Origin of the sequence: Psychrobacter sp. SZ93C1, assembly GCF_015864635.1 — a bacterium.
Taxonomy (GTDB): domain Bacteria; phylum Pseudomonadota; class Gammaproteobacteria; order Pseudomonadales; family Moraxellaceae; genus Psychrobacter; species Psychrobacter fozii.
The window spans coordinates 393,100-407,218 of record NZ_JADYWY010000003.1 but is presented as its reverse complement, the minus strand read 5'-3'; the positions used below and the strand labels follow the sequence as shown (position 1 = coordinate 407,218).

The window sequence follows — 14,119 nt, the reverse complement described above, 5'->3', positions numbered from 1 at the left end:
ATATGAGGCTTATTATGAAAATATCTAAGAAAAATCTGCCATTTATTGGTTTGTCATCGCTAGTCTTGCTCACATCATCCTTTGCAACAGCTGCTGAGATGTCTGATATGGATCACAGTGGCATGGATATGTCAGGGATGCAAGGCAGGCAGCCACCAGCCGATGCTCGCAGTCCAGACTATTCAAATGGGGTTCCCTACGGGCAGTATGGTAAGCCAATGATGATGGGCAGCATGCCATTATGGGGAGTCTCAGTAGACGACTTGGGCTATCAGTTTGATGAGGATCAAATCAACTTCGAGGCGACGGGTTGGTACGGTACTGATAGCAATCGTATAAGGCTACGCACGGAAGGTAGTGCTCAGACTAAAGATGATAAAGAAATAGATAGCTTGAGCTCGCTTGCTTATTGGAAACCACTGAGCATTTTTTGGAACGGTGAAGCTGGTGTCGCTTACGATACTGAAAACGATAACGCTGCGGTGATGGCAGGTATTGTCGGCACCGCGCCGTATTTCATCGAAACAGATGCGAGAGCCTACTTATATACCGATGGTCAACTTCGTCTTGATCTGGGCGCAGAGTACGAATGGCGTTTGGATCAGCATTGGGTGGTCATACCAGAGGTTGGATTGACTGCCTTTAGTAAAGATGACCATGATAATGGTATTACCAAAGGCTTTAATGAAATGGAAACCGAGGTAAGGCTGACTTACGAGATGTTCAGTCGCCAGCTAGCCCCTTATGTGGGTGTTAGTTATGAGACAGCGCTTGGCAAGGCTCGTGGTCAACGACGTCAAGAAAATGAATCGGTTGATAGCAGTAGTTTGACTGCGGGGGTCAAATTCTGGTTTTAGCTTTCTGCTCGTTTTAACCCAGTATGAGATGATTAGCTGTAGACACTTTTAGGATTTTTTACTAGGCGTGCTTCAACTTATACAACACTCTCAAGACTGGGTGCTAAATCTTCACCGTCTATGACTTCGTTTACGTCTATAAATGACGTTTTATCCAGATTGCCAAGGTTATAGCCTGCAAACTCATGATATAAAGCGACCACATCACCCATGATTAAAAGTGCAGGTGTTGGCAGTTTTGCTTCAGCTTGCTGATCAGCGATATCACTTAATGTACCGATAAGTACTTGCTGCGTTGGCATACTGGCGTGGCTGATAATGGCAAAAGGCGTTTTTCTGTCGCGTCCGCCTGCTATCAACCCTTGTGTCAGCTCATGCAAACGGTGCAAGCCCATGTAAAACACAACTGTCTGGCTGCTGTCCATTAGCTCACTATAATTATTATTAGGCGCGCCATTTTTTTTGCAAGCGGTAACAAACTTGACCGACTGAGCATGGTCACGGTGCGTTAGTGGAATCCCTGCACGGCTAGCAGCAGCACTTGCGGCAGTGATGCCTGGAATAGACTCAAAATGAATGCCATGACGCACCACTTCCTGTAGCTCCTCACCACCGCGTCCAAAAATAAAAGGGTCGCCACCTTTTAGGCGAACCACTATTTTTCCTGCCAGCGCATGTTTGACCAGTAGCTCGTTAATACTCTCTTGTGGCAATGCATGGTTGGCGCGGCGCTTACCAACGAATATTTTTTCAGCCGTAGTCGCGCACATATCCAAAATATCTTCAGACACCAGACTGTCATACAACACCACCTCTGCACGCTGCATCACTCGCCACGCTTTTAAGGTTAAGAGTTCAGGGTCACCAGATCCTGCGCCTATCAGATGCACGGTGCCTCTTTTGGTGCAAGTTTGCACGTTTTCTGCGCAGTGTTGACCCATTAGCTGATAGGTCTCATGCGTTGAGGTAGCGGCAGATATATTGGTCATGATGGTGACTCCTAATAACAGCGTGAATACAGCAAAATGGGCAACCAAAAGCAAAGTTGTCAATAAACCCCTACTCTAAAATGGCTTATTGTTCATAACACCACACTCAACCAGTAGTTGCATATAAAAGGTTGCAAGCGACGTGCCACACGACTATCTAAGCTTGCGCCAATGGTGCACATTCTGCGATTAATGCATTGATTTGCCCCACGCAAGAGCCACAATTGGTACCTGCTCGGCACTGCTTACCCACTGCCGTCGCACTAGTACAACCATGCTGTGTGATAGCGTTGAGGATGATATTTTTTCCAACTGACATACAAGAGCATACTAAGGGTCCTGGATCGACATAACCGCTGGCAGGCCGCCCCGCGAGTAACCATTTGTATCGTTGATTGGCAGGTATTTGGCTAGTATCCGTAAAGCAGCTATCGAGCCAGCGGACACTCGGTAATTGCGTTTGCGTTGGGGCAACATAAACAGCCATAATCAGTTGTGTACTGGGCCTTTCATCATCAGATGACCCACTATTTATGACAGCGTTATTTGAGTCTATCTCAGGCGCAGATTGCGTCACAATAAGACGCAATTGATTCTGTACATTATCGACCGTAAACGCTGTATGCATGACACGCTCTTGAGAGTTTGGCTGTGATAATGATTGCATAGAGGCCATAAACTGCTGCCAAAACTCGGGGCACGCTAAGGTACTGCTAGCCTCCACCATCGGGCTAGCGAGATTGATCAAGACGCTGTTATTTTGATGACTCAAGCTCCAAGTGAGTGCAGGTAATGCCTCTGGTAAAATGTTGTTTGAACGTGCCTCGCATTTTATTTCAGACAATTCTTTCTCTGACGCTTTGGCAGAAAAATTGGCCAAAATAGTACGTAATTGCACTATAACGGCGTCTTGCCACTCAGGATGCACCAAAATCTTGCCAAATGATTGCATAGAAACGGGCGTGACACTAATCGCCGAATTTTTGAGCTCTGGCTGCCCTGAATGTGGATCGACGACTGTTGGGATAAGCGGGCCTACTCGGGCAAAGCTAGCAAAAGCATTGCTCCAATGCATGGGCATAAATGCATCACCAACGCGCAACGTATCGCTAATGGCAACTTGCGCCAGTACGGTACTTGCAGGCTCGTTGCCATTCCTAGCCGTACTCATCGCGGTATCACTGACTATGCCATCACTGGTCACGCCGTTCTCATAGCTTTCATACTTTTCGTAGTTTTCATACCTACGATGCAGTTGCACAAAGTCATTGTCTTGGACACCCAGTTGCTGTGCATCGTTAGCGTGTATGGTCAGTGTGGGTATTGGCTGATGTTGGTTCAACTGCGGTGCAAGGCCTGTACGAGTCATGGTATGCCACTGATCACGCAGCCTGCCCGTAATCAGGCGTAAATGGATCGCTTGGCTCTCAAATTGAGTATGATAATCAGATTCATGTTCAAAGGATGCTCGATTCTCACCAATCCGTTGAGGATTCTGCCTTCTTTGACGTCGATGCACATTGGCTATGCTCGCTTCATTAGAGGGCGTAATAGCGATTAACTGTGACTTAGTAATAGTAGCAGCGGAATTAATGATCTCGTTTTCTAAAGGTTTTATCTTATCAATCATAGAGATACGCGTGCCACCCCATTGAAATGGTAACATCTCTTCGTATGCTTGATGACTGAGTGCGATTGGCTGATGTGCTTGATTGCCGTTCTGATTAATATGCTGGCTAATATGTTGTTGAGCAGGTTTATCGGCTGGCACCTCATCTGTCATTAAAGCATACAAGTCTTTGCTAAGATTCAGGTAACGAGGATAAGTCTTATTAGAATTGGATGGGCTTTGGTTGTGCGTATTGCCATAAGCGGTCAATGCCACATGCTCATTGAATATCTCGCTTGGGTGTTGGTAATCAAATCCCGTTAACCCCATGTGTGTGGCAACTTGAGACAGTATCCACCAATCTGGTTTGGCAACGCCTACCGCAGGCATCAATGTCCGCTGCCGAGAGATGCGCCGTTCAGAGTTGGTGACCGTTCCAGATTTTTCACCCCACCCCTGAGCAGGCAATACAATATCGGCACACTTCACCGTATCACTGTCTACCGAGCAGTCAGAGACAATCACCAAATCACATTCAGCAAGCGCTTGGCGAAAATTATCCGCATCTGGCAAACTGACCACAGGGTTGGTGGCCATAATCCAAATGGCCTTGATACGACCATCCAATATGGCAGCGGCCGCATCGCAGGCTTTCACACCCACGTTTGGGGAGATAGCCTGAGGCGACTGCCAAAAGTCTGCCACGAGCTGCCGGTGATCGGCATTTTCTAGTTCTAAATGCGCCGCCAACAAATTAGCAAGGGCGCCTACTTCTCGTCCACCCATTGCATTAGGCTGCCCAGTGAGTGAAAACGGACTGGCCCCTACTTTGCCCACACGCCCTGTGTACAAATGGGTATTGATGATGGCATTAACCTTATCGGTTCCGCTTTGTGATTGATTGACACCCATACTAAAGGCAGTGACTGTTTTATCAGTGGCGGCTACGCATTCATAGAACTGGCGGATACTATCCGCAGACACTTGACAAGCACTGGCGACTTCATCAATGCTCCATGCTTTGGCCGCATTCACCGCATCATCAACGCCCAAGCTTTGGCTAACATATTCATCATTCTGGCAACCCTGCTGATCTAGGTAATGCAACAACCCATTATATAAATGTGTATCCGTGCCCGCAGCAATTGGTAAATGCAAATCGGCAAATTCACAAGAATCTGTACGGCGCGGATCTATCACAATCAGTTTTTTATTAGGATTGGCTTTTTTGGCGGCTAAAAATCGACCAAACAAAATAGGATGGCACCACGCCATATTGGAGCCTACCAGCACTAATAAATCACAAACCTCTAAATCCTCGTAATTACCCGGCACAAGGTCTGCGCCAAACGCGCGTTTGTGCCCGGCTACTGCAGATGACATGCACAGCCGAGAGTTGGAGTCGATGTTATTATTACCGATAAACCCTTTTATAAATTTATTGGCCACGTAATAGTCTTCAGTCAGCAATTGACCTGAGACATAAAACATAATGCTGTCTCGCCCGTGCTTAGCGATGGTGTCATTTAAACGACTGGCCACGTCATCTAAAACGGTGCCCCAGTCTGTCTGCTCTATAAGTGGCTTGTCGGATACGTCTATAGCATTGAAATCATTACCCAATTGCATAGGCTGCTGCTGTTGCATGACTGACTGCTTGTTTTGATAATATGGCTCGGTCAAGCGGCGCGTGGTGCCCAATGTTTGTGCCAGTGCACTCCCTTTTGAGCACAATTTACCAAAGTTAGCCGGATGTTCAGGATCTCCTTTGACGCTCAGCACCTCTGTTGCATTCACGCTCGCTAACACACCGCATCCCACGCCGCAATAAGGGCACGTCGTGCGGATAGTAGTTATCAAAGCATCAATCGAACTATCAATCAAATCACCATCAGATGACAACTGTGCTTTTTTGATATTTTTGGCAGCACTTATATCATGTGTCTCAATGACGCAGTCTGTTGTTTTTTGCATGCTATTAGGTAGGCTATTAGCTGACACTACTTTGCTAGCAGCAGATTGATTGGCAATAGCATCATTCATAATGCATCCTCTAACAGTTCGGCCACTTTATGATGATTGACGTTCTTGTCTGTATCATTAAATTCTACATCTACTTCCGTAGTTAGCGAATTGTTAAGCGTAATTTCGTCCAAATGACAATATGCTTCGCCAAATATGAGTGTGTCTTTGATGGGCGTAATATCAACATTATCTATAATCAACTGACTGTAAAATCTACCGTCGCTGGTGTCCCCATAAAGTACAGCGCCAATGAGTTTGTTTTCTTTGAGGTACAGACAATGATAATGGTTTAAGTCAGGCTGACGATATACGAGGGTCTCAACAGTATCAGCGGCTTCGTCATCAAAAGCGATTTGTCCTGCAGAAAATGCCGACATGCCAGATACTTTCAATTTCAATGACAACGGCTTACTCACAAAAGGAACCCAGTGATCTGGCACGGTGGCTTTGCCATCTATCACATTTATATCGTTTTCTATCAAGTCATCTTTTAAAACCGTGACTAACGTATCCACTTGCTGATTGACCGGCGCCACCATTCCAAATAGCTCGCCCTCTCGCTCTATACACTCACCAATGGCATAAACATTGGGACAACTGGTGTGCATAAAATTATCGACCACAATACCGCGATTAACCTCAAGCCCGCTTTGTTTGGCAAGCGCTGTATTGGGTATCACACCCACTGCCATCACGATAAAATCGGCCGCTAGCGTATGCCCGTCCTTTAAAGACAATCCGCATACTTCTCCTGCATCATTCATCTCAATAGCCTCAGTATGGGCAGAAACTGCGAGATCAACCCCTCGGCGACTGAGCTCAGCTTGCAAAAGCTCGGCAGCTGGCAGGTCTAGTTGACGATTGAGTACATAACCGTCCATATGAATGACCGTCATGCTCGCGCCCTGTGCCGCCAACGCGCAGGCAGCCTCCAATCCTAGTACACCACCACCAATCACCAAACCCGTTTTTCCTTGGCTAGCATAGTCCATCAGAGCGGTCACATCAGCAAGGTCTCGAAACACATGCACGCCCTTAGCCGTGTGATTGGGGAACGGAATGACTCGGGCAGTTGATCCTGTGGCCATTACTAACTTGGCATAGTTGAATGTTTGCCTATCATCTAGCTCAATACACTGGCACTTGGTATCTATTGTCTCTACCACAACCCCAGCCAGTACGGTGATACCCAGCTGCTCATACTCTGAGTTGTCATATAAATAAGTATCTTCAAACGCTGTATCGCCAGCCAATACTGGTGATAACATAATGCGGTTATAGCCCACTTGCGGCTCTTTGCTGATTAACGTAATTGGCAAACGGGATTTATCATCATTCGATTGTGTGCGAGCAAGCTCAATGGCAAAACGACTGCCTGCCATGCCCGCCCCGATGATAACGATGCCAGCATTTTTTTGATGACCTGATGCTAAGGCGTGATTGTTGGTATGAGTATCTACCGTAGTGGCGGCTTGCGATATAGATAACGACATAAACAGTAAGTCCCTTAGCCGCGCGGAGCAGCATTGAATGCAAAACAGCGTGTCATGAAAAGTACGCCAACAATAATAAAATGATGACAAACTCTATGAAGCAAATGCCATGCCATACCAATAGAGGGTTACGCTTAATGAGTGGTTCTGGGTCGCGGCTGTGCGCCTTATTATCGGGGTTAAAATCCTGTAAAAACTCGCCAATGGCTTGATAGCGCGCGTTAGTATTGACATGCAGCGCACGCATGAGTGCCTGTTGGCTGGCGTCAGGTACGTTCTGCTGCCGTAGCGGCTGCGCGGGCATCAGTAATGTTTGGTTTGGCATCATTAGTGTTTGGGTATTAAATGGCAATTGCCCTGTCAGCAGTTCATAGCCAATCACAGCAATCGAGAACAAGTCAGAATGCACGCCTTTTGGTGCATCGGTGTAATATTCTGGTGCAGCATAGTGCAAATCACCATTTGGTGGTCGAGTGCTGTCTTTTAAGATAGAGGAGCTGGCGGAACCAAAATCAATAAGTTTGACGGCGCCAGATTTGGTTAAAAGAATATTTTCGGGTTTGATGTCTTGATGCAGCAGATAGTTGCGATGCATGACTCGAACCGCCATGCCAATTTTGGTGAGCAAATCAAAGGTTTGCCACACATCACAAGGCGCATGACGATCCATAAAGTCTCGTAGACTCTCACCGGCGATATATTCAGTCAAATGATATAAGTATGTGGTACTTGCTGGCACCGGATAGTAACGCAGCAGCCCCGACTCACTGAGCCCAGAACCCACGCTATGACCACTATTGTTGGATACAGGATTGACAGGTAATCGATTGGGGTCAGCTTGATTGTAAGCCGACTCGCCTGCGCGGCGATGTTTTGATAGGCTCAAACCAATTTTGCGTTCTTTTAAGAAATCACGCAGATAGTGGCCATCGGTAACAGAGTCTAAACTGGGCGATTTTAAAACAAAGTCGCGGTTGTATTCATCTTGTACCCAGTACACGTGACTGCGAGCTGTGCGGGCAATGATACCAATCACAGTAAAGCCGTCAATATGATCGCCTATCTGTAAATCGGTTGGCAGCTGGTAGCGATTCACATCATGTATGACCGTATCCAGATTATCAAAGTCAATGCCATCAAAATGACCAATACTTTTAGAGCCATTGATAGAAGTAAAACAGGCTGAGCGTGTGTTCATACTCAGCATAACCATGCTTAGATTGTCATGACTACCTGCAGTAAAAGCTTGCTCGCACACGGCTTGACTGGTATTAAACCCTAGCGGTAATTTGTGCGTAGTAGCCATCAACTGAAATATATCAGTCGCACTGCTGCACAGCTCAAATTGCAGCTCTGTGGGCTCTATATGCTCATACACCCCATCCGTCATGATGGCCAAACACTCGTTTTGATGAAGGGTAAATACCGATTGTTGTAGCTCTAACTGGCTATCTGCACCGATAGCTGCAGCAAGCGCTCCTTTGTCTTGGCCGCGGTGCACGCGATGATCTTTGCTCAATACTGTCAGACAATCTACCCCAACGCGGTATATTCGAGAGTCGCCTGTATGAAACAGGTGAATACGGTCACCGATACAGAGCAAGCCTGATAACGTAGACAACAACGGCGGCACTCGTTGATACGCTTGAGGAAAATATAAGATATCGTTGGCTTTATTGACTGCTGTTTTGATGAGACTAGCGACTTGATCATCGTCAAAACTGATGGGTGGCGACTCATCTTGTGAGTGTGCCAGTGCGGTCAACCCCAATGTTATTTTGTGAGCAATGGTATTCACCACCAGCCTACTTGCCTGTTTTGGAAACTGACAAGCGCTGACCCCATCTGCCATCAACACCAATAATGGGGCTGATGATGGCGGGTGAGATACTGCATGAGGCATTGGGCGATTGGCACCAGATGATTCTTCACCTGAACATTGATAGGGCAAGCAGGTGGTAATAAGTACACTGTCTTGGTTTTCCGTCTTGCGACCTGCCATGGTGAAAAAATCAAGCCACCATAATGCAGTGCTATCATCAATATCCTTACTGTCACCAGTTTCATCAATAGCGTGGCTATCAATGCTCTGGCTGACATCATTGGCAACAAACTGACCTGAGCCTATTAGAGATGACGGATTGCCTGTATTAAAATGAACCGCCATCTCATCAGCGTTTTGGTACATATCACCATCCGCATTTTGACTATTGTTTCTATTGGCGTGTGCTATCGTCATCTGTCTTCACCCCGTACTATCTATGACTCACTTGTATTTCGGCAAATGTACCATCTGGCATTTCTTCAATAATGATGCCTTCTGGCTCTTTTAAGAAAAACAATGCAAAGAACCCAGCCACTGCTGTCGCTGCAATTACAAAGAAAAACACCTGATAAGACACCAGACTCAGCACCGTTAAATACACCACTGATCCAACATTACCATACGCACCTGTCATCCCTGCAAACTGCCCTGTCATGCTGCGTTTGATCAGAGGAATCACCGCAAAAACAGCACCCTCACCTGCCTGTACGAAGAATGAGCAAAACATTGTGATTAACAATGCCAATGCCAGTGGCCACGTTGAGTCAAGGAAGCCCATCAACAGATACCCGATAGCCAAACCAGCTGTCAAAATCAATAAAGTTATTTTGCGACCAAACTTATCACTGAGCCAACCGCCACCTGGGCGTGACATGAGATTCATAAAGGCATAGCTCGATGCCAATACCCCTGCCATCACAATCGATAAACTAAAAGTTTCTTGGTAAAACAAAGGTAGCATCGACACGACGGCAAGCTCTGAGCCAAACGTGGCAAAATACAAAATATTTAAGATACCCACTTGCTTAAAATCATAACGATGCGCCACTGGTACAGGCGTGGTGAAAACCTCTTTATTAAAACGGTAGCTACTAACGAACTCGTAAACATACAGTATCGCAAGGCCAATATAGACCATGGTGACACTAGACTGGCTCAATAAGCTCACACCATCAGGTGATAGTTTCCATGCCAATAGTGCCAATGCCAAATACATAGGCAGTTTAAAAACCATCATTAACCAAAAATCACCCGATGACGTCACCATCATGGCACCTGATTTTTTAGGTTTAAAATAAGTAGCGCCTTTGGGTGTATTACGCGCCATCTTATAAAAAATGATGCTATAAAGCGCCATCACGACCCCTGATGTGGCTGTTGCATAACGCCACCCTTCATCACCACCGAACACTGCTGCTGCACCAATCGCTATAGTTGGTAATAACAATGCCGCTGCTGCCGAGCCAAAATTACCCCAACCGCCATAAATACCTTCAGCCGTCCCCAATTCATTGGTTGGAAACCAATCACTCATCAAACGAATACCCACCACAAAACCTGCACCCACAAAACCCAGCAAAAACCGAGACAGCGCCAAGGTGTTGTAATCCTGCGCGAACGCAAAGGTAAAACAAGGAATAGCACCAATGGCTAAAATAGCGGTATAAACAATGCGAGGGCCAAAACGGTCTGTCAGCATCCCGATAATCACGCGGGCAGGAATGGTCAATGCCACGTTTAAAATGAGTAACGTTTTGATTTGGTCTTTACTCAGATTGAGTGTTTCTCCAATCGCTGATAAAAATGGTGCATGGTTGAACCATACAAAAAAGGTAAGGAAAAATGCCATCCAACCTAAATGAAGGATTTTATTTTTACCCGTAAATGACAAAACATTAAGCTTGTCTTTACTAGGTGCAACGGGGGCTGATGATGACATAGGCAACTTCCTCAAATGATTAACTTCAGGGTTCTGACAACGTACTAAAGGTACTAAGTGTTCAAAAAATGCAGTATTCAAATATGATAAGTAGCAATGTTTCAGGCGGTGCAATGGTTATGCCAGTTATTTGTGTACGCTGCCAAATCTGTATAAAGACCAACGCTTATTGAGTCTCTAGGCGCCTTTACTGGCGGGTCTATAACCATCATCACACCTGACGCTTATGCTAATAAAGCATTAACACAGCAGGTTTAAAACACTCCGTCAGCCTCCCTTATAAACAGCAATAACATCCAACGTGGGGCACAGCAGTATCTATTTTGGTGCATTAACTTCTGACATTGCAGTCGGCAACAACGGTATCTATCCTGATTTTTGGTAAGTAATGGAGCTAGCCATACTCACGTAAAAACCTTATTACATAAGCGACTGGCCCCGATACGGCATACCTTTATATCTAGTAGTAACATGCAAAACCCCCGCTAATCGAAGTGCCATGGCATGATTATTGAATGCTCTGTAATAGTAGGTATTAAATGCTGTTTATCAGCTGTTGTTGAGGGACGGAGCCGTTTATAGCGTGATAAAAAAATAAACGATGACCGTATCCAACCAGCCCCATTACTAAGGACAGACGCATGAGTAGCACTGCATTGAGCACAGAAAGTAAAGGCAATTTGGTGGTGATTGGCAATGGTATGGTCGGTCATCACTTTATTGAACGAGCAATTGAGCAAGGACTACATCAGCAATTTGACATTCATGTGTTTGCTGAAGAAGACCGCCCTGCTTATGACCGTGTTTATTTGTCGAGCTACTTTGAACATAAAGATGCCAGTAAGCTGAACCTAGTAGATTTGACGGCTTATGAATTATCAAAAGTTAATTTGCATTTGAATCAGTGCATTGTAGATATCGATTCGGCCGGTCAGCGTATTACTACTGAGGCAGGCGAGATTATTGAATACTCTGAGTTGGTACTAGCGACGGGCTCATATCCTTTTGTGCCGCCCATCCCAGGTCGCGAGCATCCGCATTGCCATGTATACCGTACCATTGCGGATTTAGATGAGATTTTAGCGATTGCTGAGCTGCCCACTGTCAAAAAAGGCGTGGTGGTTGGTGGTGGTCTATTGGGGCTTGAGGCCGCAAAAGCGCTCGTTACGCTAGGGCTTGATACCTATGTGGTCGAGTTTGCGCCGCAATTGATGGGCGTTCAGCTCGATGCCGCTGGCGGTGAGATTTTAAAGCGAAAAATAGAAGCACTTGGTGTCAAAGTACTGACAGGCAAAAACACCAAAGAGATTCTGTCTAATACTGCGCCGAACTCTGATGACACCAGCGGTGATGATCAACATTTAACCATGGAGTTTACAGATGGTACCTCTCTAACGACCGATATGATTGTGTTTAGCGCCGGTATTAGACCGCAAGATGGCCTTATTAAAAACAACCCCGAATGCGGTATCGAAATGGGCGGGCGTGGTGGCATCTTGATCAATGAGCAATGTCGTACCAACGCTGATCATGTTTATGCCGTAGGCGAATGCGCAGTATGGGACAACAAAGTATTTGGCCTGGTGGCTCCCGGCTACAATATGGCCAGTATCTGTGCCGCGCAAATTGCTGGTGATAGCAAGCAGATATTTACGGGTGCCGACATGAGCACCAAGTTAAAACTGATGGGTGTGGATGTGGGCAGTATTGGCGATGCACATGGCACGAGTGAAGGCAGTTTAAGCTATCTGTATCAAAACCCTGGTGAGGGCATTTATAAAAAACTGGTCACCACACCTGATAACAAACGCTTGCTTGGTGCCGTATTGGTAGGCGACACCGAAGACTATAACAACCTATTGCAATTGTATTTAAATGACATTGACCTACCCGCACACCCAGAAAGCCTGATATTACCCAATGTCGAAAAACCCGTGATGGGCATCGACAATCTGCCAGATACCGCCACGATTTGCTCTTGTTATAACGTGACCAAAGGCGCTATCTGCTCGGCAGTTGAAAACGGCGCATACTCCGTCAGCGATGTAAAAACCATGACCAGTGCCGGTAGTGGCTGTGGTGGCTGTGCCCCTATGGTCAAAGATACGGTCAGCTATCAACTCACCGCCATGGGCTTTGAAGTAAACAATGACTTGTGTGAGCACTTTGCGTACTCTCGTCAAGATTTATATAGCCTGATTCGCGTGCACGGTATCAAAACCTTTGATGAATTATTGACTGAACATGGTAGCGGTCATGGTTGTGAGATCTGTAAACCAACGGTCGCCTCTATTCTAGCATCATGCTGGAATGACTACGTACTCAAAACCGAACTGACACCACTACAGGACAGTAACGATTACTACTTAGGTAACATCCAAAAAGACGGCACTTATTCCGTCGTACCTCGTGTGCCAGGCGGTGAAATTACTGCAGACAAGCTCATCGTACTGGGTCAAGTAGCGAAGCAGTTTAATTTGTACACCAAAATCACTGGTGGGATGCGGGTCGATCTGTTTGGCGCACGCATGGAGCAATTGCCTGATATTTGGACGCAACTGGTGCAAGCAGGCTTTGAGACTGGCCATGCCTATGGTAAATCTTTACGTACCGTGAAATCTTGTATCGGTAATAACTGGTGCCGTTACGGCGTCGATGACAGTATTGGCCTAGCCTTGAGATTAGAAGATCGTTATAAAGGCGTGCGCTCACCGCACAAAATCAAGATGGGTGTGTCGGGCTGTATGCGCGAATGTGCTGAGGCGCAAAGTAAAGACTTTGGCATGATTGCGACTGAAAACGGCTGGAATCTATTTGTCTGCGGTAATGGTGGTATCACCCCGCGTCATGGCGAGCTGTTCGCCACCGATCTGGATACCGAAACCATGGTCAAATACATCGACCGCATCATTATGTTCTATATAAAAACAGCGGACAAGCTACAACGTACCTCAAAGTGGCGTGAAAGCTTAGATGGCGGGCTTGATTATCTGAAGGCTGTCATTATCGAAGACAGTTTAGGCATAGCAGATGAGCTCGAAGCGCAAATGCAATTGTTGGTCGACAATTACGTGTGTGAGTGGGCGGCGACGATTAACGACACCGAAAAACTCAAACGTTTCCGTCATTTTGTAAACAGTGAGCAAGGCGATGAGAATGTCGTTTTCGTGACCGATCGTGAACAGATTCGTCCAGCGACTGACGCGGAAAAAGCAACCATTAACTTAGTTGAACTGGCTTAGCCAATGATGAGTGCCTTGTTTGTTATCACAACAAGCAAGGTGCTGTTTTTTGACTCAAGTTTTACGACTCATTTTTCTCAAATCATGTTTTGCAACTTGCAGCTTGTCACTCACAATTTATCACTCATACAGAGCAATAT

General features: G+C 46.1%; 7 protein-coding genes. 2 read left to right on the top strand and 5 right to left on the bottom strand.

The genetic code is table 11. From position 1 onward, the window contains the following. Nucleotides 1-857, top strand: an 857-nt coding sequence (locus I6E83_RS06310) for a copper resistance protein B (RefSeq protein WP_227680836.1), incomplete at its 5' end; no start/stop codon positions are given. A gap of 77 nt (nucleotides 858-934) precedes the next feature. Here the strand turns inward: I6E83_RS06310 and cobA are convergent. The 5 genes from cobA to I6E83_RS06285 form a co-directional block, all read right to left on the bottom strand. Beyond that, entirely contained in the window at nucleotides 935-1,846 is a 912-nt protein-coding gene (cobA, locus tag I6E83_RS06305; protein ID WP_197100486.1) for a uroporphyrinogen-III C-methyltransferase, read from the bottom strand. A 157-nt stretch (nucleotides 1,847-2,003) separates the two neighbouring features. Further along, entirely contained in the window at nucleotides 2,004-5,498 is a 3,495-nt protein-coding gene (locus I6E83_RS06300) for a nitrate reductase (RefSeq protein WP_227680835.1), read from the bottom strand. Further along, nucleotides 5,495-6,973 carry an NAD(P)/FAD-dependent oxidoreductase gene (locus I6E83_RS06295; protein WP_197100484.1) on the bottom strand — a complete coding sequence of 493 codons (1,479 nt, stop codon included), beginning with the start codon at nucleotides 6,971-6,973 and terminating at the stop codon, nucleotides 5,495-5,497. Before I6E83_RS06295 ends, I6E83_RS06300 begins: the two co-directional genes overlap by 4 nt. A 52-nt stretch (nucleotides 6,974-7,025) precedes the next feature. Beyond that, complete coding sequence (locus tag I6E83_RS06290) at nucleotides 7,026-9,212, bottom strand: protein kinase domain-containing protein (protein WP_320158382.1); 2,187 nt, start codon at nucleotides 9,210-9,212, stop codon at nucleotides 7,026-7,028. 16 nt (nucleotides 9,213-9,228) lie between these two features. Next, nucleotides 9,229-10,818 carry a NarK family nitrate/nitrite MFS transporter gene (locus I6E83_RS06285; RefSeq protein WP_342767480.1) on the bottom strand — a complete coding sequence of 530 codons (1,590 nt, stop codon included), beginning with the start codon at nucleotides 10,816-10,818 and terminating at the stop codon, nucleotides 9,229-9,231. 560 nt (nucleotides 10,819-11,378) lie between these two features. Between I6E83_RS06285 and nirB the strand changes: the two genes are divergently transcribed. After that, on the top strand, nucleotides 11,379-13,979 hold the full coding sequence (gene nirB / locus I6E83_RS06280; RefSeq protein ID WP_197100476.1) for a nitrite reductase large subunit NirB: 2,601 nt from the start codon (nucleotides 11,379-11,381) through the stop codon (nucleotides 13,977-13,979). Nucleotides 13,980-14,119: the final 140 nt, after the last annotated feature.